Raw genomic sequence first — 26,902 nt, forward strand, 5'->3', positions numbered from 1 at the left:
ATGCGGCCCCGTTGTAACCTCGGGCGCAAGGATCAGCATGGCCGCCAATCGCTATTATTCAGGCCCCGTCAGCGACCATTTCGACGGAACGCGCTTCTTCAATCCCGGCGGCATCGAGCCGCTGGGATTGCTCGAGGTCCTGCGCTGGCGGTGGAGCGGTGGGCGCTCGGTCTGGCCGAAGACAATCGAGAATGCCGGCCGGACATCGGTGCCGGCGGCGCGGGTGGAGGATCTGCGCGTCACCATGGTCGGCCATGCGACGCTTCTCGTGCAGGTCGCGGGCGTCAATATCCTGACCGATCCCGTCTGGTCGGAGCGCGTGTCGCCCGTCAGCTTCGCCGGCCCCAAGCGCGTTCGCGCGCCGGGCATCGCCTTCGACGCGCTGCCCAGGATCGATCTCGTTCTCCTTTCGCACAATCATTACGACCATCTCGACATCCGCACCCTTCGCCGGCTGAAGGAAGCGTATGATCCGCTCGTCGTGACGCCGCTCGGAAACGACCGCATTTTATCGGATGCCGGGCTCGGGATGCGCGTGATGGCGGCCGATTGGGGCGACCGGGTAGAGACGCCCTTCGGCCTCGTTCATTGCGAGCCCGCGCATCATTGGTCGGCGCGCGGCACGCGCGACCGGCGCATGGCGCTCTGGGCGAGCTTCGTTCTGGAAACCGAAGTGGGGCGCATCTACCATATCGGCGACACCGGCTTTCACGACGGGATCAACTATCGCGCTGCCGGGGAGAAGCATGGCGGCTTCCGGCTCGCGATCCTGCCGATCGGCGCCTATGCGCCGCGCTGGTTCATGAAGGGCCAGCATCAGAACCCGGACGAGGCGGTGCAGGGCATGGTGCTGGCAGGCGCCGATTTCGCGGTCGGCCATCACTGGTCGACCTTTCAGCTCACCGACGAGGCGATCGACGAGCCGGCGGAGCAACTGGCGCAGGCGCTCCAGGACCATGGCGTATCAGCCGACCGGTTCCGCCCGCTTCTGGCCGGCGAGGCCTGGGACGTTCCGGCGGCGGTTCGCTGACGGTGGGCTTCCTCAGCTCGGCGGTTTGACGAGAAACACCTTCAAGCCTCCGGATGAGGGCAGGGGCGTGAGATAGCTCACGCTGTCACCTGCCGCCAACCGGGCGTAGAGCCCGCTTCCATCGTCGATCGGCAGCGCGCGCGCCGCCTCCACCGAGGGGCAGACGGCGACGATGCCGACATGGGCTGCGCGCAGCAGGGCTTCGGCCTCGCTCGGCTTGGCGCGCGCGATCTTCAGCTCGGTCAGCATCCCCGCCTGATTGCGGTGATAGGGCGCGCTCAACACCCGATGGGGCGTGAAGCGCAGCAGCCAGGAGCCGCTGTCCGGGTCGGCGGAGACGACGGTGGGCGGCAGCGCGGCCAGCGGGGTAAGAGCCGCCGCGTCATGGCAGGCCTCGGAGGCAAGCCCATAGGGATTGGCAGCGGATGCTGGGCTGGCGATGCTTTCGGGACGCAGCAGAAGCTTGCCGGCCAGCGCCCAAGTGGTCGACGGCGCGCAGAGAACCGCGAGCCCATAGGCAAGCGCCGGTGCGAACTGGCCCTTGGCAAGGAGATAGCGAGCGCGAAGGTCGGTGATCCAAAGGGCCAGCGGCGGGATCGACAGAAGATTGGAGAACATCGTGCCGCGCACCTGCACGACGGCGATGGCGAGCGAAACCAGAAGCAGCGCGCCTATCGTCGCGTGAAACGCCATCCGGTCGCGCCGGATCAGCCGCCATCCGCAGACGAGAAGCGCCAGAAGGGCCGGCGCGTAGAAGGCCCCCAGCATGTCCGGCTCGGTCTGCGCAAATGTCAGGATCGAGCGCGCTTCGCTCACCTTGTCGAGCCAGAGCGTGACCAGCAAAGGGTCGAGATTGGCCAGCGGATTGCCGAGACATTGCGGTGCGATCCAGCGTGCCAGGCCGAGCGTCAGCGCGCCGATCGCCGCAAGGCACGCCCATCGCCCGCCGCGCGTCCTCGCGCTCGCCAGGAATGCGGCCAGTGCAAGCGACGCGCCGCCGAAAACGGCCAGCGTATAATAGCCGAAGGAGAAATTGTCGCAGGTGACGACCCAGTACCGGGCGGGCGGCACGGTCGCGACATAGAGGGCGGTATTGCCGAGCGCGAGCGCCAACGAAAAGCCGACGGCCTGCGCACGAAAGGCGCGGCCCTCCACCGCCCAGAAGAGGGCCACCACGGCGCAGGCCCCCGCGATCAGCGGCGTCGTTTCCGCGCCGATGGCCAGCGCGAGGGAGGCAGCGATGCCAGCCCCGGCATAGCTCCACCAGCCCGGCCGCACTACGAGAACCGCCGTCACCACCGCGACGAGCGCCAGTTGCGCGTTGTGATGGTCGATCGCGCCGGGAAGGAAACGATTCGAGAAGGCGAGATAAAAACCTGTGAGAAGAAAGGCCGTATGGCTCGCGAGCCGCCCTCCGATGGCTTGGCCTGCCGCGCCGAAGGCCGCCAGCACGGGCAGCGTCAGGGCGAGCGGCCAGAGTGCGAGGGCTAGGGCCTCTGCCCAACCATGGCTGACCACGAGTCCGAACAAGGAGATCAAAAGCGCGATCGGCGCGTCGATCAGGCGCGACCAGTGCATGAGCACGCCGGGCGGAGGCCCCAGGCGATATTGCATGAGATCGAACCAGCCTTGCCCGGCGAGATAATCCCGGACTTCGACCAGCCGCATCGCGTCGTCATTGTCCGCGCCGACATAATCGGTCGCGCTCGGCAGGGTCATCAGGCAGATGACGGCGATCGTGAGCGCGCCATAGACGAGGGCGCGGCGGATGATCCGCCGCGAGGACAGGGGAAAGGCGGTCTCGCTCACGATCGATCGATGGCCGGGCGGCCATGTCCCCTGTTTTCGCTCGGTCGAAACCTAGTCTTAACCCGCCCAAGAAAGAGTAAATCCAAACGGCTCGCGAAAGCCGGTTCGTCATGCCGGGAATGGTCGAGGGTTGGATATGGGAGAGATCGCTGGTCGCCGCGTGGCGGTCCTCATCCCGTGCTACAACGAGGCGGCGACGATCGCGGGTGTCGTGCGCGGCTTTCGTGAGGCGCTGCCGGGTGTCTCGATCCATGTCTACGACAACAATTCCACCGACGGTACGGCGCTTCAGGCCATGCTCGCGGGCGCCCATGTCGAGCGGGAGCGGCGGCAGGGCAAGGGCCATGTGGTGCGCCGCATGTTCGCCGATATCGACGCGGACATCTATGTCATGGCCGATGGCGATGGCACCTATGCGCCCGAAGAGGCCGAGCAGCTGATTCAGGCGCTGCTGTCGGAGCGCGCCGACATGGCGGTCGGCACGCGGGGCGGCGTGCGCCAGGACGCCGGCCGAAAGGGACATGCGCTCGGCAACCGCATCTTCAACGCAATCTACGGCTTCCTGTTCGGCCCCGGCTTTACCGACATCTTTTCCGGCTATCGCGCCTTTTCGCGCCGCTTCGTCAAAAGCTTTCCGGCCGTGTCGGGCGGGTTCGAGATCGAGACGGAAATGTCCGTCCATGCCGCGCGTCTAAAACTGCCCATCGTCGAGCTGGAACTGCCCTATGGCCGGCGCGTCGAGGGCTCCGTGTCCAAGCTCTCGACCTTCCGAGACGGCGCGCGCATCCTCTGGATGTTTGCCATGCTCGCCAAGGAAACGCGGCCCTTCGCCATGTTCGGCCTGTTCTCGGCCGCCTCGCTGATTGCTAGCGTCGCCTTCATGCTGCCGGTTCTGTTCGAATATTTCGAGACGGGGCTCGTCAGCCGGCTGCCGACCTGGATCCTCTCCATGTCGCTTCTGATGATGGGCTTTCTCCTGTTCACGGCCGGCCTCATCCTCGACTCGCTGGCCCGCGCACGAACCGAGCAGTTGCACCTTCATTATGTCAGCCTTGCCGAGACCCGGGAGATGCGCCGCACCGCCGAATTTCCCCGTGCCGTTCCCAAGCCCCGATCCGCCGACGCCGCATGAAGACGCTGTTTCGCTTCGCGCTGGTCGGCGGACTCGGCTTTCTGGTGGATGCGGGCGTCCTGCAACTCTTGCTGAGCCTGACGCATCTGGGGCCGTTTTTCGCCCGCGCCGTCGCCATCGCGGCCGCGATGCTGGTGACATGGCAGTGCAACCGGCTGTTCACCTTCGGCGCATCGGGGCGGGGGCTGGTGAGCGAGGGCGTGCGCTACGGCTCGGTCGGCATCGCCTCGGCCTGCGTGAACTACGCGGTCTATTCCGCCCTGATCCTCGCCATCCCATCGCTGCCTCCTTTGGCGGCACTCGTGCTGGCTTCGGCCTCGGCGCTGTCGCTGAGTTTCCTAGGCTACTCGCGCGTGGTCTTCCGGTCCTAAGCGCTATCAATGTCTATGACGTAATATGTCTTATGGAACATGAATGCCTCGGCGAGGCAGTCAGGGCGCGCCCATCGCCTCGCGGCGGCGCAGGTCCAACTCTTCACTATAGCGGCGCAGCATGTGACTTTCGGTGAGAAGGCCGACGACGCGGCCTTTCCCGTCTCCGTCCACAACGGCCAGCGCCTCGCTTTCGGCCCGGTCGAACACGCCCATGGCCTCGCGCGCAGTCATGGCCGGGCGCAGCATCGCGTCGGAAAAGCGCAGGAGCGACGAGATCGGCGCATCGAGATCGGTCAGCCCATCGGCATAGGCATCGGGCACGAGGACGATGCCGGCATAGGCGTCGGTCTCCGGATCGACCGCGATCACGCGCTGGGTCGAGCCGAGCGGAAAGGATCGGCGGAAGGATTTCAGCGACGTGTCGGTCGGCACGGTGCGCAGGTCGCGCCGCATCATGCGCCCGACCGTCAGATTGCGAATCCAGCCGACATCATGCGCGCTGCGAATGCTTTCGCCGCGCAGGTGAAAGCGCCATGTCGCGAAGGAATAGCCGAAGGTGCGGCGGACGGTGAGCGAGGTCGCGACGGCCGCCGCCAGCACCAAGGCCGCGATGGGGAAATCGCCGGTCATTTCGAGCGCAAGAAAGGTCATGGTGAGCGGCCCGCCGACAATGGCGGTGGCGAGCGCCGTCATGCCCACCACGGCGAAGATGACGGGCTCCACCACGAGACCGGGAATGAGCGCGGCGAGGTCCGCGAAAATGCGCCCGAGCATCGCGCCCAGAAACAGCGAGGCGAAAAACAGCCCGCCGCGAAACCCACTGCCGATCGATATGGCGGACGCCAAGGCCTTCAGGATCAGAAGCGTCACCAGCGAGGTCAGCGCCATGGCCGCATCGATGCGGATTTCGAGCGCGCCGTGGCCGGACGAAAGAACCTGCGGCGTCAGCAGCGCGAGCCCGCCGAGCAAAAGGCCGCCCACAGCCGGGCGCAGCGGCAAGGGCAGGCGCGAGCGACGAAAGCTGCGCTCCACCAGCGTCACGCCCTTCATGATCAGGATTCCGAGGCCTGCGGCGAGCGCGGCGAGGGCCAGGGCGGCCGGATAGGTCCAGCCGGGCAGCGTGTCGGGCGGGGTCATCTCGATGAGGTGGCTGCCATGCGAGAGAAGGCGCGAGACGAACATGCCCGACAGTGCGGCTGCGACCACAGGGGCCAGCGCCGTGACGCTATAGGTGCCGATGATCAGTTCGAACGCGTAGAACGCGCCGGTCAGCGGTGCGTCGAAGGCGGCCGCGATGGCCGCTGCCGCGCCGCAGCCGACCAGCGTGCGCATGTCGCCCCGGCGCATCTCGAAGGCGACACCGAAGCGCGAGGCGAGCCCGGCCGAGATCTGCGTGTAGGCGGCCTCCAGCCCGACCGACGCGCCGAAGCCGTTGGACACGAGGTTCTGCGCGACGACCACGATCCCGTCGCGAAACGACATGCGCCCGCCATGCAGCGCATTGGCCTCGATCGGATCAATCAGCGGCCGCGTCTTCTGCCGCGCCGACCAGGCGAGCATCAGGCCCAGAAGCAGCCCGCCCGCTGCCGGCAGCAGAGCCATCCAGGGGGCGGTCAAAGCGTGCGACCCGCTCAGCCTCTGGCCTGGCGCCAGCGCGAACAAATGCGTGTGAAGCGCCTGCGCGGCGCTGGCGATGGCCATGACGAAGAGCCCGCCCAGCGCGCCGACAAGGGCGGCGAGAATCGCCAGCGCGATTTCCTCGCGGCGCACCAGCGCGCGGAAACGGCCCGGCGCGCGGGCCTGCGCCTCGGATGCGGAGACATCCGCCCCCGCATTGGGCACTTTCATGTCCATTCGCGCCTCACTGCTTGGGGCCTGATCCCATGGCGGGCTGTCGCCTGCCTGCGCACATGGCCAAGTTGGGGGCATCGATCAAGTCGTCGTCGGCTGGCGGAGGACGACGAGCGCATCGCGCGAGAGGGGATCAGGAACACCTCGTGGGCGTTTGCGGCAGGCCGTATACCCGAGTTGCGCGCCGATTGGGCCTTTCGCGGCCGATCATTTGAGGGGCGTCCCTCATGGAGGCTGAATTTCATGGGATAGCATGATCGCCGGCCTCGACGGCGCGCCTCGCCTCGCCTATCGTCCGCCGGCCGCGCGAGCGGGTCCGATGGACCAGGGAATTTCGATGGTGAACGAGACTACCCAGTCCAAGATCGAGCGCGAACTGGAGATTCCCTCCGGCAATAGTGAGGACCCTTTCGCCTCCGCTGTGCGCGCTACGCGCATGCCCATGGTGATCACCGACCCGCGCCAGCCGGACAATCCGATCATCTTCTGCAACGATGCTTTCATCAAGCTCACGGGTTACGAGCGCCACGAGATCATCGGCCATAATTGTCGCTTCCTGCAAGGCCCGGCGACCCGGCAGGCCGACACGCTGAAGGTGCGCGAGGCGATCGCGCGGCGCGAAGGGATCGAGATCGATCTCCTGAACTACCGCAAGGACGGCACCACGTTCTGGAACGCGCTGCTCGTTTCGCCGGTCTTTTCGGGTGGCGAACTCGTTTATTTCTTTGCCTCGCAGCTCGATGTGACCGAGCGCAAGCGGGCCGAAGAGCATAGTTTCCTTCTCAATCGCGAACTCAGCCACCGCGTCAAGAACACGCTGGCGACGGTGCAGACCGTCGTTCTCCAGACCCTGCGGGACGGCTCCGTGCCCGAGCGCGTGGCCGGCGCGGTGGCCGGGCGGCTTCGCGCCATCGCCCGTAGCCATGATGTGCTGACCGCCGAAGCCTGGGCCAGCGCTCTTCTCCTGGACGTGATCCAGGGCGCGCTCGATCCGATCCATTCGCGCGTCGGCGACCGCCTGCATGTGGACGGGCCGGACGTGCGGCTGAAACCGCGCATCGCCACCATGCTCTCGCTCGCCATGCACGAGCTGGGCGACAACGCGCTGCGCTATGGCGCGCTGTCGAACGGTTCGGGCCGGGTGGATGTCCACTGGCGCGTCGGCGACGGACGGTTCTCCCTGCAATGGAAGGAGTCGGGCGGGCCCTCCGTCTCGCCTCCGGCGGAACCGGGCTATGGTATTCGCATCGTGGAACGGGTTCTGGCGGCCGAGTTCGGCGGTACGTCCCGCATCGAATTCGCACCCGATGGGATCGTCTTTCAGCTGGATGCCCCGTCGGCGGGGCTGGAGGTCGAGCGCACGGCTTGGACCGCGCCCTGACCTATCGCGCTATCGGCGCTTCAGCCAATCCTGAAGGGTTGCCTCGGCCTGCTCGAGGCTTTCGCGGTTCAGGGCCTTGCGCAGAAGTGCCAGTGCGACGGCGCGCATGCGCAGGTTGAAAACCTCGGTGCCGCCCTGCGCGTCATAGACGCCGAGCTTGTCATAGATCTGCTGAAGGCGGTTCTGCACGCTGCGCAGCGACAAGCCGCGCCGCTCGGCGATGAGCCGGTCCGTCAGCCCGAGGGCGAGATCGGTCAGGATTTCGTATTCGACATCGGTGAAGCTTTCCGACCGATCCACCGAGCGCTGCTGCACCGATCGGATTTCCCGGTCGATGATGCATTGGCCTTCGAGAAAGACGCCGCGCAGGGCGAGCGCCAGCCGTTCCTCGGAGGCCGATTTCAGGATGTAGCCATAGGCCGCCCCGCCCGGCACGATGCGCGAGACGCCCCGCACATAGGCCTCATCAGCATAGTTCGACCAGAAGACGATGCTGGTGTTCGGCCGGCGCGCCCAGAGCGCGCGGGCGAGATCGACCCCCGTGCGCTGCGGCATCTGGAGATCCACCACGGCATGAAGCGTGCCGTGCTCCTGCGCCAGCTTTTCGCCGACGACCCCGTTTTCCGCTTCTACCAAGTCGCAACCGGGCATGGTGCGGGCCAGGACCTCGCTGAGGAACGCGCGGTGGACGGCATCGTCCTCGACGATCAGGATGTTCATGCCGCGCTCCCCTGCCCCTTTGTCAGCGGCAGTTGCAGGGACACGAGCGTGCCACGCCGGTCGGCCCGCCGCCCGATCTGGAAGCCCGCGCCGACGAGCCGCGCGCGCGTCTGCATATTGCGCAGGCCGCCCACCCGCTTGCGCTGGGCGAGCGAGGCGAAGCCGATCCCGTCGTCGCGGATGTCGATGCTCAAGGCGTCGCCCTCGCGCCGAAGCTCGACCTCGATCAAGGAGGGCTCGGCATGGTGCGCCGCATTGTTGACGGCCTCCTGTACGATGCGGAACAGCGCGACGCGCAAGGGCTCCGACAGCTGGTCGACGGCCCCCGCGCTGCGATCGTGGAAGGCCCAGCCGATGCCCGAGCCCGAACCGTCGAGCGCGCGTCCGAGGAAATCCTCGATCCCTTCCGCGAGGCCGAAGAGCTGAAGAATGTTGGGCCGCGCATCGTCGATGATCTCGCGCAGGCCGCCGATCGTGCGGGCGAGCTCCGCTTCCACCGCTTCCAAGACGTCCGGCCCTGCCCCGCCCGCCTCGCGCAGCCGCGCGATGCGGCGGTGAAGCCGCGTGAGATCGGCCAGCGTCAGGTCGTGCAGGTCCATGCCGATGCGCTGGCGCTCCCGCTCCAGCTCTTCGGTGAGCCGCAGCGCGCCCTCGCGCAAGGCGTCTTCGCGCGCGCGGCCCTCGGCCTCCTCAATGGCGAGGCGGCTTGCCTCTTCCGCCGAGCGCAGCGCGTAGAAATAGGGCGCGAGCACATCGGCCACATGGCGCGCGAAGGGAATGTCGCCCTCGTCGTAAAAGTCCCGCGCGCGCTTGGAGCAGGACAGCGCGCCGATGATCTCGCCGCGCACGAGAAGCGGTACATGCAGCCGGCTTTGCAGATTCTCGTTGAAGATCGGGTGGGCGAAGGCCCCGGCAAAATGAAAGCGCGGATCGGCCAGCGCGTCGCCCGAGATGAGATAGGGCTCCTGCCCGAGCAGCACCGCACGGATCGGACTGCCCTCGACCGGCAGCGGATGGGCGCTGAGGCTCCAGTCCGTATGCGCGCCGGCCTCATAGGCGATGTGGAGGTCCTGCCGAAGGATGCACACGTCGAGATGGTCGTGCGGCAGGATCGCGGCCAACTCGTCCGACACGGCCTGGATCGCCGCCTGAAACTCCAGCCGCCCGGCCAGCGCCTGCGACACACGGATGAGATGCCGGAACAGGGTCTCGTTGCCGAGGCGCCTGCGGCGAGGGGTGGGGTCTGGCGCATGGGCGGAGGCGACGATCGGGCTCATGGTCAGACACCACCATGTTCGCGGGTGGTGCGCCAGACCGCACTCTGGCAGCAATGTTGCGGGTTCCCGCATCCATGATGCGGAAAGCGCCTTGGACAAAGCTGAAGCCGCCTTCCAGACTGCGCAACGGGAGTCGCTTGGGAGAGCGATGGCGCTGTCCGCATGGGGACGGCTGGATGGCCGGCGGGATGCCGGTCTTGGGGAGAAGACGATGAAGAAGCTCGCATTGGCGCTTTCGGCCGCAACGCTCGCGCTTTACGCCGCCGGCGGCGCCATGGCCGACACCAAGGACAAGACGATCGCTCTGTCCAACAATTATGCCGGCAACTCCTGGCGTCAGGCCATGCTGGAAAGCTGGGCCAAGGTGACGGGCGAGGCCGTGAAGGCCGGCGTGGTGAAGTCCGCGGACGCCTTCACCACCGCCGAGAACCAGGCGACCGAGCAGGCCGCGCAGATTCAGAACATGATCCTGCAGGGCTACAACGCCATCGTCATCAATTCGGCCTCGCCGACCGCCCTCAACGGCGCGGTGAAGGAAGCCTGCGACGCGGGCATCGTTGTCGTGTCCTTCGACGGCATCGTGACCGAGCCCTGCGCCTGGCGCGTGGCGGTGGACTTCAAGAAAATGGGCGCGGGCCAGCTCGACTATCTCGCCAAGCGCTACCCCGACGGCGGCAATCTCCTGGAAATCCGGGGCCTTGCCGGCACCTCGGTCGACACCGAGATCCACGACGGCATTCAGAGCGGCGTTGCCGCGCACAACAAGTTCAAGGTCGTGAGCGAGGTTCAGGGCGACTGGACGCAGACCGTCGCACAGAAGTCGGTCGCGGGCGTCCTGCCGAGCCTTCCCGAGGTGGTCGGCGTCGTCACGCAGGGCGGCGACGGGTTCGGCGCGGCGGAGGCCTTCAAGGCGGCGGGCCGCAAGACGCCCACCATCATCCTCGGCAACCGCGAGGACGAGCTGCGCTGGTGGAAGGAGCAGAAGGACGCCAACGGCTACGAGACCATGTCGGTCTCGATCGCGCCGGGCGTCTCGACGCTCGCCTTCTGGGTGGCGCAGCAAATTCTCGACGGGCAGGACGTGCCCAAGGATCTCGTGGTGCCCTTCCTGTCGATCGATCAGGCCGGGCTCGAAGAGGCCGTGAAGAACACGCAGAAGGGCGGCGTCGCCAATGTCGAATATTCGCTGGACGACGCCAAGAAGGTGATCGCCGCCAAGTAAGGCATCCCGTCCTTTCCGCGCCGTCGCAGCGACCTGCGGCGGCGCTTGCTTCTTGTCCCGAGGCCAGCATGACGGAACCCGGTTCGGCCGGCGCTTTGGTGCGCCTTAGCGCCATCGAAAAAAGCTTCGGCGCGGTGCGCGCCCTGCGCGGCGTCGATCTCGACATCCGCCCCGGCGAATGCCTGGGCCTTGCCGGCCACAATGGCGCAGGCAAATCCACCCTGATGCAGGTGCTCGTCGGCAATGTCGTGCCCGATACCGGCACGCTCACGCTGTCGGGCGAGGACCAGACCGGGCGATACGGCGTGTCGCGCGCTCGCTCTCTCGGCGTGCGCTGTGTCTTTCAGGAACTCTCGCTCTGCCCCAATCTCACCGTCGCCGAGAACACGCGCGTGCGCCACGGGACGCTCCGGGGCTTCGGCTGGCGGCGGCGCGCGAGCGCCCTGATCCGCGACAAGCTCGACGAGATTTTCCCGGGCCATGGCATCGGGCCACAGGAGCTTCTCTCCGACCTCGCGCTCGGCCAGCGTCAGATGGTGGAGATCGCGACCGTCTTTGCCGGCGACGATCCGACGCCCCGCCTCGTGATCCTGGACGAGCCGACCTCCTCGCTCGACGGCAGCGCGGCGAGCCAGCTTCTGGCCTATGTCCGTGGCTTCGTCGCCAAGGGCGGCAGCGTCATCCTGATCTCGCATATCCTGGGCGAAATCCTCTCCACCTGCGACCGGATCGCCGTGATGAGCGACGGCCGCGTGGTGGATGTCCGGCCCGCCTCCGGCTTCGACCGTTATTCGCTTGTGGAAAGCATGGGCCATGTCGTCGCCCTTGAGGACGAGGCGGCGGTCGAGGCGCGGGCGCGCTCGGCCGCGCCGGTCGTGGCGCGCGTGTCGAGCCCGCGCGGCGGCGGCGCGCTGGAAGCGCGGCGCGGCGAGATCATCGGCTTGGCGGGGCTGGCCGGCCATGGCCAGACGGCGCTTCTCGTGCTTCTCCAGAACGCCTCGTTCCGCGGCTCGCGCTTTGCGAAAGTCGAGGGCCGCACCGCCTTCGTGGCCGGAGACCGGCAGACGGACGGCGTGTTTCCGCTCTGGTCCATCGGCCAGAACGTCACCATCCGCTCGCTGCGCGGCTTGACCCGGCTGGGGCTGATCGACCCCGCGCGCGAGCGCGCCATGGAAGCGGACTGGCAGCGTCGCATCGCCATCCGCACGCCCGACATGGGCAACAATATCCTGACCTTATCTGGCGGCAACCAGCAGAAGGCGCTGTTTGCTCGCGCGCTCGGCTCGGATGCCGACATCATCCTGATGGACGATCCCATGCGCGGCGTCGATATCGGCACCAAGCAGGAAGTCTATGCGCAGGTTCGCACCGAAGCCGAGAAGGGCCGCACCTTCATCTGGTACACGACGGAGTTCGACGAATTGAAGAGCTGCGACCAGATCTATGTCCTGCGCACGGGGCGGATCGTGGACGAACTGCCGCGCGCCGACCTCACCGAGGCGCGCATCCTCAGCGCCTCCTTCGAGGAGGAGGCGGCATGAACGCACTTCTGAATCCGCGCGTCCTGCGAGCGCTCTTGCCGCCCGTCTCGTTTATCCTGCTTCTGGCCGTGATCTTCATCGTCCAGCCTCGGGCCATGAGCTATCTTGGCCTGAACCTCATGCTCAATCTGGCGCTGCCGATCGCGCTCGCGACGATCGCGCAGCTCTGCGTCATCACCGTCAACGATCTCGACCTCTCGATCGGCGGCTTCGTCAGCCTCGTCGCCTGTATCGGCGCGACGGTTCTGAACGAAACGCCGCTCGTGGGCGTCCTCCTGCTCGTCCTCTGCATCGCGGCCTATGCCGGTATCGGCGCGCTGATCCACTGGCGCAACCTGCCCTCGATCGTGGTGACGCTTGGCCTCAGCTTCGTCTGGCTGGGGGCGGCCATTCTTCTCCTGCCCTCGCCCGGCGGCTCGGCCCCGGCCTGGCTCTCGGGCCTCGTGAAGCTGAAGACGCCGCTCGTGCCCTTCGCGATCCTCGCCAGCGCCGCGCTCGCCTTGGCGGTGCACCTTCTCCTGATGCGCTCCTCCTTCGGCACGGTTCTGCGCGGGGCCGGTGGCAATCCGCAGGCGGTGCGCCGCGCCGGCTGGTCGCTGCTGCGCGCCAAGATGACCATGTATGCGCTTTGCGGGTTCTTCGGTGTCCTCAGCGGCCTGACGCTGGTTGGCCTCACCACCTCGGCCGACGCCAATATCGCGCTGCGCTACACGCTTCTGTCGATCGCGGGCGTCATTCTGGGCGGCGGCGAATTCACCGGCGGGCGTGTGTCGCCGGTCGGCGCGGTGATCGGCGCCTTGACGCTGACGCTCGCCGGCTCGCTGCTCTCCTTCCTGCGCATTTCGCCCGATTGGCAGATCGGCGCGCAGGGCGCGATCCTGATCGCGGTTCTGGCGCTGCGCGCCCTCGTCAACCAGACGGAACGGAGGGCGGCATGAGTGCGGCAGCCGCAGCATCCCAGAAGCCGGGCTTCGCCACACGCCACCCCTATGCCTTTTCCTTCGGCGGGGCGCTTTTGATCTTCCTCGCCACGCTCGCCTTCACCGGCGGCGTGGGCGGCGGGCAGATCCTCTCCACGGCGCTGACCTTCGCGACCATGTATGTGATCGTCGGTCTCGGTCAGATGTTCGTCATCACGACCGGCCCCGGCAATGTCGACCTGTCGATCCCCTCCACCATCGCGCTCGCGGGCACGCTGTCCATGGTGGCAATGAACGAGGCGGACGGGCGCATTCTTCTGGGTCTCGCTGTTGCGCTCGGTGTCGGCGCGCTGGTCGGCGCATTCAACTATCTGCTGATCCGCCTCCTTTCGATCCCGCCGATCATCGCGACCCTTTCGGCGAGCTTCCTCGTCCAGTCCACCGCCATCAGCTATGGCCGAGGCCTGCGCGTTCGCCCGCCCGAAAGCTTCGCCGCCTTCGCCACCGGGCGCATTCTCGGCATTCCCTATCTCGCCATCGCAACGCTCGCGCTCTGTGGCTTGATGGGCCTGCTTCTTCATCGCACGGTCTATGGCCGCTCGGTTTCGGCCATCGGGCAGAACCAGCGCGCGGCGGGCTTGGCGGGCATTCGCGTCGATCGCGTGCGCTTCCTCACCTATGTCCTGTCGGCGACGCTGGCCGGGCTCTGCGGCGCGGTGCTCGCCGGCTTCTCGGGCGGCTCATCGCTGAATATGGGCGAGGAATATCTTCTGGCGTCCATCGCGGTCGTGGTGGTCGGCGGCTCGTCCGTTTCGGGCGGGCGGTCCAATGTCGCCGGTCTCTGGGGCGCCTCGCTGTTCCTCTATCTCCTCGTCACCATGCTGAACACGTTCGGCGTCGGCGCGGGGCTTCGCCTGCTTCTCACCGGTCTCATCATCATCGCCATCATCACGCTGGCCGGCGATCCCAAGTCCGGCCGCGCCTGAACCCATCCGCCCTTTTCGAGCCCGCCCCATGCTGTACGAAATCTTCGACCCGCGCTTTTCCGAGGTCGCGCTGATCAATGTCACGCTGGAACAGATCCATTCCGGCTGCCGATGGGCGGAGGGGCCGGTCTGGTTCGGCGACGGCAATTCTCTCCTATGGAGCGACATCCCGAACGACCGCATCCTGCGCTGGATTCCCGATGTCGGCACTCATGTCTTCCGCGCGCCGGCAGGCTATACCAACGGCCACACGCGCGACGGCGCGGGGCGGCTCGTCTCCTGCGAGCATGGCGGGCGGCGCGTCACGCGCACGGAGGCCAATGGAGCGATCTCGGTGCTCGCCACGAGCTTTGAGGGCAAGCGGTTGAACTCGCCCAACGACGTCGTCGTCCACCGCGACGGCTCAATCTGGTTTACCGATCCGAACTACGGCATTCGCGATGACTACGAAGGCCACAAGGCCGATCAGGAACAGCCCTGCCAAGGCGTCTATCGCATCGATGCCGCGAGCGGCGAGTTGACGCGCGTGGTGAGCGATTTCGTCCAGCCGAACGGGCTCTGCTTCTCGCCCGACCATTCGCTTCTTTATATCGCCGATTCCGGCGGCAGCCATGATCCCGAGGGGCCGCGTCATATCCGGCGCTTCCGCGTCGAGGGCGCGAGGCTCACGGGCGGCGAGGTTTTTGCCACGATCGACCGAGGCGTGCCGGATGGAATGCGCGTCGATCGCGACGGCCGTCTCTGGTCGAGCGCGGCCGACGGCGTCCATGTCTTCCACCCGGATGGAACGCGGCTTGGCAAGATCCTCGTGCCGGAGGTCGTCGCCAATCTCTGCTTCGGCGGGCCGAAGGGCAACCGGCTCTTCATCGCGGCGACGACCTCGATCTATTCGCTCTATGTGCGCGTGAGCGGCGCCTGACGGGGTGTGCCCTTGCAAACCGTCTCAGGTGAGGCCAATTATAGCCTCACCTGAGACGGAGGCGCGACCCATGCTGGCGATCAACACCATGGCTGAAGTTCTCGGCCTGCCGGGCCGCGAGGCCGCGCCGCTTTCGCCCTTCGGCCTGATATCGCGGATCGAGAGCGGTCTGCCGCTCGGCGCGCTCGACCGCGTGGCGCGTTTGATCGCGCCCGATGATGCGCAGTTCAAATATCGGCTGGTTCCCAAGGCCACCTATGACCGTCGCAAGGGCAGCCATCGCCTGTCCTCCGACGAAGGCGCGCGGCTTGCCCGCGTCGCCCGCGTATGGGGTCTGGCGCTGCATGTCTGGCGTGAAGAGAGCGAAGCACGGGATTTCCTGTTCCGTCCCCATCCGATGCTGGAAGATCGCCGCCCGATCGACATGGTGATCGGCAGCGAGATCGGCGCGGAACTGGTGCTCGATATTCTCGGCCGGCTCGAATATGGCAGCGCCGCGTGACGGCGCAGATCCTCGATCGGACGCTGCAATCCTATCGGATCGGAGACCCCGCCGGCACCTATCCGATCTTCGACGCCACCGGCTCCACCATCGCGCCCGGCCGCTGGAACACGCCGGGCAGCCCGCTGATCTATACAAGCGAGCATTTCGCGACCGCGCTTCTGGAAAAGCTCGTGCATGGCAGCGGCCGCCTGCCCCCGAACCAGCATTTCGTCACCACCACCCTGCCGAGGGGCCTCAGCTACGAGGTCTTCTCGCCGCCCGCCCTACCCGGCTGGGACGTGATGCCGCCGACCGTCAGCAAGGGGTTTGGGGAGCGCTGGTGCGCGGAGCGGCGCAGCGTCCTTCTCTTCGTGCCGAGCGTCGTCGCCCGGCCCGAGCGCAATATCCTGATCAATCCGGCTCATCCCGAGTTCCCGCTGATCGCCGTGAGCCTGCACGAGCCGGTGTTCTGGGACCGCCGTCTGTTTGGGATTTGATGACAAAACCACAGGTTAATAATATAATACAGACTTTCGACCTATGCGAATATACGTAAGTAGATACCGATAGTATCGGGCGTGTCGGTCCTGGCTAAGCAATATAATTCGCGACATTTAGTAGCTCGGTTCCCTCCTTTAAAAAATTTTCACTGATCCAAAGCAATCCTTGCCTCAGTTGAGTTCGGGGCGAGATATGCGTGTTTCTGTGAAGGCCAAGCTGGGTGTATCGTTTGCGACAATTTTGGCGATGCTGGGAGGTGCCGGCTACCTCGGCGTCTCGCGTCTGGGTTATGCCAATGAGGCGATGAAAGGATTCGCGTCAGGCCCCTATGAAGCGTCCCTCAACCTGGGGCAGGCGACCCAGGCCATGCAGGGCATAGGCCGCAGTTTGAACGCTCTCGTCATGGTCAACGATTTGGAGCTGAAAGCCGGGCGCGAGAAATCGATGATCGAGGCGCGCGAAACGATCCTCTCGATCCTCAAGGCCTATCGCGCAGGGCTGGGCACGCAAACCAACGAGGCGACGACCCAGGCCGATCAGGCGCAGGCGGCATTCGATGAATGGTGGGTCGCGGCGCGCCAAACCATCGATCTGTCGAAGCAGAACTCCGTCTCGCGGGCGCTCGACCTCGAAGCGACCACGGGGCGCACGATGGGTGATGCGCTGGTTGCGGCCGTCGGGAAAACGGCCGGGAGCATGGCCGCTGCCCGCTACGATGGTCCGGCTCGCGCCGTTCTTGCCGATCTCTCGCCCGAACTGGAGCGTCTGCGCTTCCTGATGATGAGTGCGGTGGCGGAAAACAAGAAGGACCGCGTCGCACAATTGCAGACGGAGTTCGACGCAACCCTCACCCGCGTCGATGAGCGAATGAGAAGCTACGCTTCGCTGGCCGCCTCTACACCTTATGGCGCCGAAGCCAAGGCCAGCCTCGACCATTGGACGGGCTTCGTTCCCGTGCTCAAGGAGATCTTCACGCTGGGCTCGGTCAACACGGATGCCCAGGCCGTCGAGATCGCCGGCACCAAAATTCGCCCGCAAACCCTGGCGCTGGTCCAGTCCTTCCAGGATATGATCGCATCCGAGAGCCGGAAGGCGGAGGCGATGCGCACGGATATCGAAGACACCTATCTCTCGACACGCACCCTCCTGACCGCACTGGTTCTGGCGGCGCTTCTCGTGGGGGCCGGTGCCGCCAGCTGGATGGCCCTGTCGATCAGCCGGGGCCTGCGGCGCGCGGTGGACCTGTCGGAGGCCATCGGCGCGGGCGACGTGTCCCAGCGGGTCGAGGCCAAGGGGTCGGACGAGGTGGGTGAGCTCCTGCGCTCCATGAACCGCATGGGCGAAAAGCTCTCCACGATCGTCGGCGATATCAGAACCTCGGCCACGCAGGTCGCCTCGGGCTCCACCCAGTCCGCCGCGACGGCCGAGCAGCTGTCCTCGGGCTCCACCGAGCAGGCGGCGGCCTCCGAACAGGCCTCGGCCGCTGTGGAAGAGATGACCGCCAATATCCGCCAGAACGCGGAGAACGCCTCGCAGACGGAAAAGATGGCCAATATCTCGGCCGTCAGCGCCCAGAAGAGCCGCGAGGCCATTGCCGGCTCGCTCCAGGCCATGGAGACGATCGCGGACAAGGTGCGTGTCGTCCAGGAGATCGCGCGCCAGACCGATCTTCTCGCCCTCAACGCCGCCATTGAGGCGGCGCGCGCGGGAGCGCACGGCAAGGGCTTCGCGGTGGTCGCGTCGGAAGTGCGCAAGCTGGCCGAGCGAAGCCAGGCGGCGGCGGCCGAGATCAGCGATCTTTCGGCGGGCACGCTTCAGGTGGCGCAAGACGCCGGGCGTATGTTCAACGATCTCGTGCCCGATATCCAGCGCACGGCGGAACTGGTTTCGGAAATCTCCTCGGCCTGCCGCGAGCAGTCGGTCGGCATCGAGCAGATCAATCAGGCGATCCAGCAGCTCGATCAGGTCACCCAGTCGAATGCCGGGGCCTCCAACGAGATGGCCGCGACGGCCCGCCAGCTTTCGGCGGAAGCCAGCTCGCTCGCCGATGGCGTCGCCTTCTTCAAGGTCGGCGGGGAGATGCGCCGCGGCGCGCCCGAGGGTGCCAAACCCGCCGCCGCGCCCAAGCCCTCGCGGCAGGAGACGGTACACGCGCTCCGCACCCGTGTGAAAGCCTTTGGCGAAACCCATGCCCAGCCGGCCCGCCCGCCAGCGAACCAATCGGCAGGCTTTGCGATGGATATGGGCGGCGACGATACGTTCGAACGCCTGAGCGCCTGATCAACAACCACACAGGGAGCGTCGAAGTCCCTTCTCCCGCGGGAGGAGGGACTTTCGCTTTCGGCGCGGCCGGTTTCGTTTTAGGACGGAGCGTCCCGTCTCGCCGGAGACTTGCCATGTTGCCTGATCGCCAAGCGCAGATTCTGGAACTCGCGCGCCGGCAGGGGCGTGTTCACGTGGAGGACCTGTCGCAGCGCTTCGAGGTCAGCGTTCAGACGATCCGCAAGGATCTGAACGATCTCTGCGAGGGGCGGCTTCTGTCGAGCGTCCATGGCGGAGCCGGGATCGAGCATTGATCGTTTGGGAGGATTTCATGGCGGGCTATGTGCTTGCGATCGACCAGGGCACCACGTCCACCCGCGCCATCGTCTTCGACGATGGGTTCCGCATCGCGGGCGTCGGGCAGCAGGAATTCGCCCAGCATTTCCCGCGTTCGGGTTGGGTGGAGCACGACCCGGAGGACATCTGGCGCACCGTCGTCGCGACGGTCCGCACTGCCCTTTCCGCCGCCTCGCTCTCGGCGGGCGACATCGCGGCCATCGGCATCACCAACCAGCGCGAAACGACCGTGATCTGGGACCGCGCGACCGGCGAGCCGATCCACAACGCCATCGTCTGGCAGGACCGGCGTACCGCTGACATCTGCCGCCAGCTGCGCGAGGACGGCGCGGAGGAGATGGTCACCGCCAAGACCGGCCTCGTCGTGGACCCCTATTTCTCCGGCACCAAGATCGCCTGGATTCTGGACGAGGTGACGGGCGCGCGGGCGCGGGCGGAGGCAGGCAACCTCGCCTTCGGGACGATCGACACGTTCCTTCTATGGCGGCTGACGGGCGGGCGCGTCCACGCGACCGACGCGACCAACGCCGCCCGCACGCTCCTGTTCGACATCGAGGCGAACGACTGGGACGAGGATCTCCTCAAGCTCCTGCGTGTGCCGCGCGCGCTCCTGCCCGAGGTGCGCGACTGCGCGGCCGAGTTCGGCATGACCGATCCCGCCCTATTCGGCACGGCCATCCCGATCCTCGGCATGGCGGGTGATCAGCACGCCGCGACGCTCGGCAATGCCTGTTTCCGGCCTGGCATGACGAAATCGACCTATGGCACGGGCTGTTTTGCCGTTCTCAACACTGGCCGGGTGCGCTGCCATTCCAAGAACCGGCTCCTCTCCACCATCGCCTATCGGCTTGACGGGCAGACGACCTACGCGCTGGAAGGCTCGATCTTCGTGGCAGGGGCCGCCGTGCAATGGCTGCGCGACGGGTTGAAGCTCATGGAGCGGGCCGAGCAGTCCGGCCCCATGGCGGCCAAGGCCAGCGAGACGGAAGACGTTTATCTCGTGCCGGCCTTCGTGGGTCTCGGCGCGCCCTGGTGGGACGCGGAGGCGCGCGGCGCGATCTATGGGCTGACCCGCAACACGGGGCCGAACGAGTTCGCCCGCGCCGCGCTGGAATCGGTCTGCTTCCAGACGGCCGATCTTCTAGGGGCCATGGGGCGCGATTGGCAGGGCGACGGAGACCGCGTCCTGCGCGTCGACGGCGGCATGGTGGCGAGCGACTGGACCATGCAGCGCCTCGCCGACATCCTGAACGCGCCGGTGGACCGGCCCGTGGTTCTGGAGACGACGGCGCTCGGCGCCGCCTGGCTCGCGGGCCACAAGGCGGGCGTCTGGCCGGGGCAGGATGGGTTCGCGGCCAGCTGGCATCTGGAGCGCCGCTTCGAGCCCGCTATGTCGGCGGTGGAGCGCGGCCGCAAGCTGACCGGCTGGGCCGACGCGGTTCGGCGCACGCGCACGAGCTGACGGAATGAGGCACAGGGTCGGGGCCAAGAGTGCGAGCGGCGTCTATCGCTGACGCCCCTCCTCTGCGCGGTGGCTCGCACCTCGACTTGCCCTCTGCCCACACCTGCCTCTAGCGTCCGCGCCATCCGATTCCCGGACCGGCCGCAAGCCGGCTCTGACGCGAGGAACTGCCTTGAACGTTTTCGACGGTCACAACGACGCCCTTCTGCGCATCTACAACGACCCGACGCCTGCGGCCTTCGAGGCCTTTCTGAAGGGTGGCTCCTCGGCCCATATCGACCTGACGAAAGCGCGCGCGGGCGGTCTCGTCGGTGGCCTCTTCGCGATCTTCCCGCCCTCGCCCATGGCGAGCGGTCTGTCCGATCTCATGGGCGGGGCGGGCTATGATCTGCCGCTGCCCGATCCCCTGCCCCATCCCACCGGTGCGGACGCGACGATCGCCATGGCTTCCATCCTCCTGCGCCTGGAAGCGGCGTCGAAGGGTGGGCTGACCGTCTGCCGCAGCGTCGCCGAGATCGAATCGGCTGTTGCGCGGGGCAGTCTGGCCGCCGTTCTGCATATCGAGGGCGCGGAGGCGATCGACCCCGACCTCTATATGCTCGACGTGCTCTATGCCGCGGGCCTGCGTTCGGTCGGCATGGTCTGGAGCCGGCACAACCATTTCGCCCATGGCGTGCCCATGCGCTTTCCCTCCTCGCCCGACACCGGACCGGGTCTGCTCGAACCCGGCAAGCGGCTGGTGAAGCGCTGCAACGAGCTGGGCGTTCTGCTCGATCTCTCGCATCTCAACGAGCGTGGCTTCTGGGACGTGGCCGAACTCTCCGACGCGCCCCTCGTCGCCACCCATTCCAATGTCCATGCGCTCTGCCCGGTCAGCCGCAATCTGACCGATGCGCAGCTGGATGCCGTCGCGCGCTCGCAGGGCGTGGTGGGGCTGAACTTCGCCACCGCCTTCCTGCGCGAGGACGGGCGCATGGAGTCCGACACGCCGCTGGACACGATGCGCCGCCATCTCGACGCGCTGCTGGAGCGGCTGGGCGAGGACGGCGTGGCGCTCGGCTCGGATTTCGACGGCGCGACGATCCCCGACGCGATCGGCTCGGCGGCCGGTCTCCCTCGCCTGATCGAGCATCTCTCGGCTGCCGGCTACAGCGACGCGCTTCTGGAAAAGATCGCCCTGCGCAACTGGCTCTTGGTTCTGGGCCGGACGTGGAAAGCGTGACAACCGTGTCCACAGCTTGTGCACTGAAAGCGCTTGCCGTCGCTTTGGGCATCGCATAGCCTCCTCACTGATAAGCGCGCCGAGCCATAGCGCCAGCGCGCTGCTTCTCTCCTCGCACCCGAAGAGGTCGCCCGTGTCGCTTCACCGCTCTCGCTCGCTGGCTCGTCGCCTTGCCGCCGGCACCATCCTTTTGGGCGCTCTGGCGCTGGCGCAAGGCGCGTCTGCCGCGACCCCGGCGGACACGCTGGTGATCGCCAACGGCATCGACGACATGAAGTCGCTCGATCCGGCCGAAAGCTTCGAGTTCGCCGGCCAGGACCAAATCAACAATATCTACGAGACGCTGGTCGAGATCGATCCGCAGACGCTGAAGCCCATTCCGGGTCTGGCCTCCAGCTGGTCGGTCAGCGATGACGGTCTTACCTACACGTTCAAGATGGCCGAGGGGCGCAAGTTCGCCTCGGGCAATCCGGTGACCGCCGAGGACGCGGCCTTCTCGCTCCAGCGCGTGGTGAAGCTCGACCAGACACCGGCCTTCATTCTCACCCAATTCGGCCTGACAAAGGACAATGTGGAGCGGACGGTGAAGGCGGTGGACGCCTCGACGCTCCAGATCGTCACCGACAAGCCCTATGCCCCGTCCTTCCTCTACAACGCGCTGACCGCCGAGGTCGGCTCGATCGTCGACAAGGCCGTGGTGATGGAACATGCCGGCGAGGACTACGGCAACGCCTGGCTCGACACGCATTCGGCCGGCTCGGGCGCCTATGTGCTGCGTGCCTGGAAGCCCAACGAATCCGTGGTGCTCGACGCCAACCCCAATTTCAACCACGAGGTCGCGATGAAGCGCGTCTTCGTACGCCATGTGGTGGAGCCCGCGACGCAGCTGCTTCTGCTTCAGAAGGGCGATGTGGACGTCGCCCGCAATCTGGGGCCGACCGACATCGCCTCGGTCGAGAAGGACCCCAATCTCAAGGTCCAGACCGAGCTGCGCGGACAGGTCTATTATCTCTCGGGCAATCAGAAGGACGAGATCCTCTCCAAGCCCAAGGTCATGGAAGCGATCAAATATCTGATCGACTATGACGGCATCACCAGCCAGCTTCTGAAGGGCCAGGAACAGACGCACCAGTCCTTCCTGCCCGCCGGCTTCCTCGGCGCGATCGAGGACAAGCCCTTTAAGCTCGACGTGGCGAAGGCCAAGGCGCTTCTGGCCGAGGCCGGCTATCCCGACGGCTTCGAGACCGAAATCCTGATCCGCAACGAGAAGGAGCGCGTGGACATCGCGCAGGCCATTCAGGGCACGCTCGCCCAGGCCGGCATCAAGGCGTCGCTGCGCTCGGTGACGGGCGCGGAGGCGCTGTCGATCTACCGCGCGCGCAACCACAAGCTGACGCTTCAGACCTGGGGCCCGGACTACCCGGACCCGCAGACCAACGCCTCGGTCTTCGCCGCCAATGCCGACAATTCGGACGCGGCCGCGCTGGTCGGCAATCTCGCTTGGCGCAACGCCTATGCCGCGACCGAAACGACGCCGATGGTCGCCGCCGCCGTGGTGGAGAAGGACGAGGCCAAGCGCGCCAAGCTCTATGAGGACATGCAGCGCCACGAGCAGATGGCCTCGCCGATCGCGGTCCTGTTCCAGCGCTCCGAGCAGCCGGCGCTGCGCAAGGGCGTCGACGGCTTCAAGACCGGCAGCGCCGTCGCCTCGGCCTTCTACTGGACCGTCACCAAGACGGCGCAGTAATCCGCGTGCTTCGATCAACCCCGGAGGCGGGCCTTTGAGCCCGCCCGTTCTGGACGAGCCGGCGCTGCACGGCGCCCGCTCGGGCCTGCGCTCCTTCGGCGTGCCGCGCTTCGTTTCGCGCGGCGCGAGCCTCCTGTTCAGTCTCCTGCTGACGCTGTTCGGCCTGCTCTTCGTCACCTTCCTGATCGCGCGCGTCGTGCCGGTCGATCCGGTTCTGGCGGTGGTGGGCGACCGCGCGACGCAGGCGCAGTACGACGCCGCGCGCATCTCGCTCGGCCTCGACCAGCCCCTGCCCGTGCAGTTCGTCCGCTATCTCGGCGATGTCGTGACGGGCGATCTCGGCCGCTCGAACCTGACCTCGCGCCCGGTGGTCGAAGACATCGCCTCGGCCTTTCCCGCCACGCTGGAACTTGCCACGCTCGCGACGCTGATCGGCGTTCTCGTCGGCGTTCCGGCGGGGGTCATCGGTGCGGTGCATCAGGGGCGCTGGCCCGATCAGACGATCCGCGTCGTCGGGCTGCTCGGCTATTCCATGCCGGTCTTCTGGCTCGGCCTGATCGCGCTTCTCCTGTTCTACGGGCATCTGGGATGGGTCGGTGGCCCGGGCCGGCTCGATGTGTCCTATGAACTCGCCTACGAATTCGACGTGACACCCGTCACCGGTTCGATCCTGATCGACTCCGCCCTGTCGGGCGCGTGGGACGTGTTCCGCAACGCCCTGTCGCATCTCATCCTGCCGGCGCTCGTGCTCGGCTATTTCTCGCTGGCCTATATCTCGCGCATGACGCGCTCCTTCATGCTGGAGCAGCTCTCGCAGGATTATGTGACCACGGCCCGCGTCAAGGGCGTGTCGGAGCGCCGTGTCGTCTGGGTCCATGCGCTCGGAAACGCCATGGTGCCGCTCGTCACGGTGATCGCCCTGTCCTATGCCGCGCTTCTGGAGGGCTCGGTCCTGACCGAAACCGTCTTCGCTTGGCCCGGCCTTGGGCTCTATATCACGCAGGCGCTGTTCGCCGCCGATTTCAACGCCGTGCTCGGCGGAACGCTGGTGATTGGCGCGGTCTTCGTCGTCCTCAACATCCTGTCCGACCTCGTCTATACGCTGGTCGATCCGAGGGCGCGATGAGCGGGGCCGCCCCAACTTCCGGCTGGCGCGGCTGGCTCACCACGGATACGCCGCGCTCGCGGCTTCAGGCGCGCGCCGTCTCGCTGTTTCAGGGATGGCGCATTCTCAGCGGCAATCCACTGGCGATGATCGGCCTGTTCTTGATCGCGCTGCTTCTCTTGATGGCGGCCTTCGCGCCGCTTCTGGCGACTGACGATCCCAACGTGCAGAATCTCGGCACCCGCCTTCTGCCGCCCGGTTCCGGCCATTGGCTGGGCACGGACGAGCTGGGGCGCGATGTCTGGAGCCGCCTCGTCTACGGCTCGCGCGTCACGCTTTATGTCGTCGCGCTGGTGGTGCTCACCGCGCCCGTGCTCGGCCTCGTGATCGGCACGGTCGCGGGCACGCTGGGCGGCTGGACCGACCGCGTGCTCATGCGCATCACCGATATTTTCCTCGCCTTTCCCCGCCTCGTGCTGGCGCTCGCCTTCGTGGCGGCGCTCGGGCCGGGTATCGAAAATGCGGTTCTCGCCATCGCCCTCACGGCCTGGCCGCCCTATGCGCGCGTGGCGCGTGCCGAAACACTGACGGTGCGCCGTTCCGACTATATCGCGGCCGCCCGGCTCCAGGGCGCGGGGACGCTGCGCATCATCACCGGCCATATCATGCCCATGTGCCTGTCCTCTGTGATCGTGCGCATCACGCTCGACATGGCCGGCATCATCCTGACCGCCGCCGGCCTCGGGTTTCTGGGCCTCGGCGCGCAGCCGCCGCTCGCCGAATGGGGCGCGATGATCTCGTCGGGCCGGCAATATCTCCTGACCCATTGGTGGGTCGCGACCATTCCCGGCATCGCCATTCTCCTTGTCAGTCTCGCCTTCAATCTGTTGGGCGATGCCTTGCGCGACATTCTCGATCCGCGGAGCGGCCAGCAATGAGCGTGTCCTCTCTCCCCGGTGCGCCGCTTCTGGAGGTGCGCAATCTCAAGGTCGGCTTCGACACGAGGCGCGGCCTCGTGGAGGCCGTGCGCGGCATTTCCTTCGATGTCGGGCGCGAACGGGTCGCCGTGGTCGGCGAGTCCGGTTCGGGCAAGTCGATGACGGGGCGCGCGATCCTGCGCCTCGTGCGCTCGCCCGGCCATGTCGCAGCCGATCGTCTGGCCTTTCGCGGCACGGACCTCCTGGGCCTGTCCGAGAAGGACATGCGGGCCGTGCGCGGCGGGCGCATCGCCATGGTGATGCAGGACCCGAAATACTCGCTGAACCCGGTCATGCGGATCGACCGGCAGTTGAGCGAGGCGCTGCGCGCCCATGGGCGCATCTCCTCGGCGGAGGCGCGCCGCCGCATGATCGCGATGCTGGAGGACGTGCAGATCCGCGATCCCGAGCGCGTCTTGCGCGCCTATCCGCACGAGCTTTCGGGCGGTATGGGCCAGCGCGTGATGATCGCCATGATGCTGATCCCCGAGCCCGAGCTTCTGATCGCCGACGAGCCGACCTCAGCGCTCGACGTCACGGTGCAGCTCGAAGTCCTGCGCATTCTGGACGGTCTCGTGCGCGGGCACGGCATGGGGCTTCTCTTCATCAGCCACGATCTGCGCCTCGTCTCGACCTTCTGCGACCGAGTTCTCGTGATGTATCGCGGGCGCATCGTGGAGGAGATCGCGGCCGACCGGCTGTCCGAGGCGCGCCATCCCTACACGCAGGGGCTTCTAGCCTGCCTGCCGCGCATCGGCGGCGGCCACGCGAGCCTGCCGACGCTCGACCGCAGACCCGAATGGCTGAACGCATGAGTGAGACGCCCCGCATCGAAGCCCGCGACCTCGTGGTGACGCTGGGCGAAGGCCGCAGCCGCGTCCACGCCGTGAAGGGCGTGTCCTTTCAGGTGGCGCCAGGCGAGTCCTTCGGCCTTGTCGGCGAATCCGGCTCGGGCAAATCCACGATCCTGCGCGCCATCTGCGGCCTTGCGCCGATCTCGTCCGGCGAGGTTCTGGTGGATGGCGAGAGGCTGGGGGCCAAGCGCGACAAGCGCTTCGCCGCTCGCGTCCAGATGGTGTTTCAGGACCCCTATGGCTCGCTTCATCCGCGCCACACGATCGACCGCATCCTATCCGAGCCGCTTTCGATCCACGGGCTGAAGGACCGGGACCGGCGCGTTCTCCAGGCCCTGTCGGATGTCGGGCTCGACCCGGCCTTCCGCTTTCGCCTGCCGCATCAGCTTTCGGGCGGCCAGCGCCAGCGCATCGCCATCGCCCGCGCCTTGATCCTGGAGCCTGCCGTCCTCCTGCTGGACGAGCCGACATCCGCGCTCGATGCCTCGATCCAGGCCGAAGTCCTGAACCTTCTGACGCGCCTGCGCGCCGAGCGGCAGCTGACCTATCTTTTCGTCAGCCATGATCTCGCGGTGGTCGATCACATGTGCGAGCGCCTTCTCGTCATGCGCGGCGGCGAGGCGGTGGAAGCCTTGGAGGAAGGCCGCCTCGCGACGCGGGACGTGCGCTCGGACTATGCGCGGGCGCTGATGACAGCGAGCGACGGGTTCGTACGTCCGCAGTCTGGCCCTGGTTCGCCTGTGGGATAATCCGCAAGGACAGCTTTAGC

23 protein-coding genes and 1 pseudogene are annotated in these 26,902 nt (G+C 66.8%); 20 read left to right on the plus strand and 4 right to left on the minus strand.

The annotated features are described in order from the left end of the window. Nucleotides 1–37 precede the first annotated feature (37 nt). Entirely contained in the window at nt 38–1,030 is a 993-nt protein-coding gene (locus AUL36_RS13190) for an MBL fold metallo-hydrolase (protein WP_062221510.1), read from the plus strand. A gap of 12 nt (nt 1,031–1,042) precedes the next feature. Here AUL36_RS13190 and AUL36_RS13195 read toward each other — a convergent pair whose 3' ends face one another. Next, nucleotides 1,043–2,839 (minus strand): hypothetical protein, encoded by a 1,797-nt coding sequence (locus AUL36_RS13195; RefSeq protein WP_244497124.1) that lies wholly within the window; start codon nt 2,837–2,839, stop codon nt 1,043–1,045. Between the two features lie 136 nt (nt 2,840–2,975). On the opposite strand from AUL36_RS13195, the gene AUL36_RS13200 reads away from it, so the two are divergent. Both AUL36_RS13200 and AUL36_RS13205 read left to right on the plus strand, forming a co-directional pair. After that, complete coding sequence (locus AUL36_RS13200) at nt 2,976–3,971, plus strand: glycosyltransferase (RefSeq protein WP_062221514.1); 996 nt, start codon at nt 2,976–2,978, stop codon at nt 3,969–3,971. Beyond that, nucleotides 3,968–4,342, plus strand: a complete 375-nt coding sequence (locus AUL36_RS13205) for a GtrA family protein (RefSeq protein ID WP_062221516.1) — start codon at nt 3,968–3,970, stop codon at nt 4,340–4,342. The genes AUL36_RS13200 and AUL36_RS13205 overlap by 4 nt, the downstream gene beginning before the upstream one ends. Nucleotides 4,343–4,402: 60 nt before the next feature. On the opposite strand, the gene AUL36_RS13210 is transcribed toward AUL36_RS13205, so the two are convergent. After that, nucleotides 4,403–6,193, minus strand: a complete 1,791-nt coding sequence (locus tag AUL36_RS13210; RefSeq protein ID WP_062221668.1) for a chloride channel protein — start codon at nt 6,191–6,193, stop codon at nt 4,403–4,405. Nucleotides 6,194–6,533: 340 nt separating this feature from the next. Between AUL36_RS13210 and AUL36_RS13215 the strand changes: the two genes are divergently transcribed. After that, entirely contained in the window at nt 6,534–7,577 is a 1,044-nt protein-coding gene (locus tag AUL36_RS13215) for an HWE histidine kinase domain-containing protein (RefSeq protein ID WP_210168863.1), read from the plus strand. Nucleotides 7,578–7,586: 9 nt separating this feature from the next. Here AUL36_RS13215 and AUL36_RS13220 read toward each other — a convergent pair whose 3' ends face one another. Together AUL36_RS13220 and AUL36_RS13225 are read right to left on the minus strand one after the other, a co-directional pair. Then, the gene (locus AUL36_RS13220; protein ID WP_058598512.1) at nt 7,587–8,297 is read right to left on the minus strand and encodes a response regulator transcription factor; all 711 of its coding nucleotides are present in this window, start codon (nt 8,295–8,297) and stop codon (nt 7,587–7,589) included. Then, on the minus strand, nt 8,294–9,574 hold the full coding sequence (locus AUL36_RS13225; protein ID WP_082655828.1) for a GAF domain-containing sensor histidine kinase: 1,281 nt from the start codon (nt 9,572–9,574) through the stop codon (nt 8,294–8,296). The genes AUL36_RS13220 and AUL36_RS13225 overlap by 4 nt, the downstream gene beginning before the upstream one ends. A 211-nt stretch (nt 9,575–9,785) precedes the next feature. Between AUL36_RS13225 and AUL36_RS13230 the strand changes: the two genes are divergently transcribed. The 16 genes and pseudogenes from AUL36_RS13230 (at nt 9,786) to AUL36_RS13305 (ending at nt 26,882) form a co-directional block, all read left to right on the plus strand. Further along, the gene (locus tag AUL36_RS13230) at nt 9,786–10,796 is read left to right on the plus strand and encodes an ABC transporter substrate-binding protein (RefSeq protein WP_062221672.1); all 1,011 of its coding nucleotides are present in this window, start codon (nt 9,786–9,788) and stop codon (nt 10,794–10,796) included. 68 nt (nt 10,797–10,864) lie between these two features. Further along, on the plus strand, nt 10,865–12,337 hold the full coding sequence (locus AUL36_RS13235; RefSeq protein ID WP_062221520.1) for a sugar ABC transporter ATP-binding protein: 1,473 nt from the start codon (nt 10,865–10,867) through the stop codon (nt 12,335–12,337). Then, the gene (locus AUL36_RS13240) at nt 12,334–13,275 is read left to right on the plus strand and encodes an ABC transporter permease (RefSeq protein ID WP_062221522.1); all 942 of its coding nucleotides are present in this window, start codon (nt 12,334–12,336) and stop codon (nt 13,273–13,275) included. The genes AUL36_RS13235 and AUL36_RS13240 overlap by 4 nt, the downstream gene beginning before the upstream one ends. Next, nucleotides 13,272–14,243, plus strand: coding sequence for an ABC transporter permease (locus AUL36_RS13245; RefSeq protein ID WP_062221523.1), 972 nt, complete (start codon nt 13,272–13,274; stop codon nt 14,241–14,243). The genes AUL36_RS13240 and AUL36_RS13245 overlap by 4 nt, the downstream gene beginning before the upstream one ends. A gap of 28 nt (nt 14,244–14,271) precedes the next feature. Continuing rightward, nucleotides 14,272–15,162, plus strand: a complete 891-nt coding sequence (locus AUL36_RS13250; protein ID WP_062221525.1) for an SMP-30/gluconolactonase/LRE family protein — start codon at nt 14,272–14,274, stop codon at nt 15,160–15,162. A gap of 70 nt (nt 15,163–15,232) precedes the next feature. Beyond that, nucleotides 15,233–15,664, plus strand: a complete 432-nt coding sequence (locus AUL36_RS13255; RefSeq protein ID WP_058633647.1) for an antitoxin Xre-like helix-turn-helix domain-containing protein — start codon at nt 15,233–15,235, stop codon at nt 15,662–15,664. Next, nucleotides 15,661–16,143, plus strand: a complete 483-nt coding sequence (locus AUL36_RS13260) for an RES family NAD+ phosphorylase (protein ID WP_058601245.1) — start codon at nt 15,661–15,663, stop codon at nt 16,141–16,143. Before AUL36_RS13255 ends, AUL36_RS13260 begins: the two co-directional genes overlap by 4 nt. Before the next feature lie 196 nt (nt 16,144–16,339). Further along, entirely contained in the window at nt 16,340–18,427 is a 2,088-nt protein-coding gene (locus tag AUL36_RS13265; RefSeq protein WP_082655829.1) for a HAMP domain-containing methyl-accepting chemotaxis protein, read from the plus strand. A gap of 116 nt (nt 18,428–18,543) precedes the next feature. Continuing rightward, nucleotides 18,544–18,708: pseudogene (locus AUL36_RS13270) on the plus strand (DeoR family transcriptional regulator); the annotation flags it as partial. Between the two features lie 32 nt (nt 18,709–18,740). Further along, nucleotides 18,741–20,228, plus strand: a complete 1,488-nt coding sequence (gene glpK / locus AUL36_RS13275) for a glycerol kinase GlpK (protein WP_062221674.1) — start codon at nt 18,741–18,743, stop codon at nt 20,226–20,228. Nucleotides 20,229–20,382: 154 nt separating this feature from the next. Continuing rightward, entirely contained in the window at nt 20,383–21,450 is a 1,068-nt protein-coding gene (locus tag AUL36_RS13280; RefSeq protein WP_062221531.1) for a dipeptidase, read from the plus strand. Between the two features lie 133 nt (nt 21,451–21,583). Beyond that, the gene (locus AUL36_RS13285) at nt 21,584–23,197 is read left to right on the plus strand and encodes an ABC transporter substrate-binding protein (RefSeq protein WP_156418379.1); all 1,614 of its coding nucleotides are present in this window, start codon (nt 21,584–21,586) and stop codon (nt 23,195–23,197) included. A gap of 34 nt (nt 23,198–23,231) precedes the next feature. Next, nucleotides 23,232–24,323, plus strand: a complete 1,092-nt coding sequence (locus AUL36_RS13290; RefSeq protein ID WP_156418380.1) for an ABC transporter permease — start codon at nt 23,232–23,234, stop codon at nt 24,321–24,323. Further along, nucleotides 24,320–25,240 carry a nickel transporter permease gene (nikC, locus tag AUL36_RS13295; protein ID WP_062221533.1) on the plus strand — a complete coding sequence of 307 codons (921 nt, stop codon included), beginning with the start codon at nt 24,320–24,322 and terminating at the stop codon, nt 25,238–25,240. Before AUL36_RS13290 ends, nikC begins: the two co-directional genes overlap by 4 nt. Continuing rightward, nucleotides 25,237–26,094: an ABC transporter ATP-binding protein gene (locus tag AUL36_RS13300; RefSeq protein WP_062221538.1), complete on the plus strand. Its 858-nt coding sequence runs from the start codon at nt 25,237–25,239 to the stop codon at nt 26,092–26,094. The genes nikC and AUL36_RS13300 overlap by 4 nt, the downstream gene beginning before the upstream one ends. Further along, on the plus strand, nt 26,091–26,882 hold the full coding sequence (locus AUL36_RS13305; RefSeq protein ID WP_082655831.1) for an ABC transporter ATP-binding protein: 792 nt from the start codon (nt 26,091–26,093) through the stop codon (nt 26,880–26,882). Before AUL36_RS13300 ends, AUL36_RS13305 begins: the two co-directional genes overlap by 4 nt. The last annotated feature ends 20 nt before the right edge of the window (nt 26,883–26,902 follow it).

Origin of the sequence: Aureimonas sp. D3, assembly GCF_001463805.1 — a bacterium.
GTDB lineage: Bacteria > Pseudomonadota > Alphaproteobacteria > Rhizobiales > Rhizobiaceae > Aureimonas > Aureimonas ureilytica_A.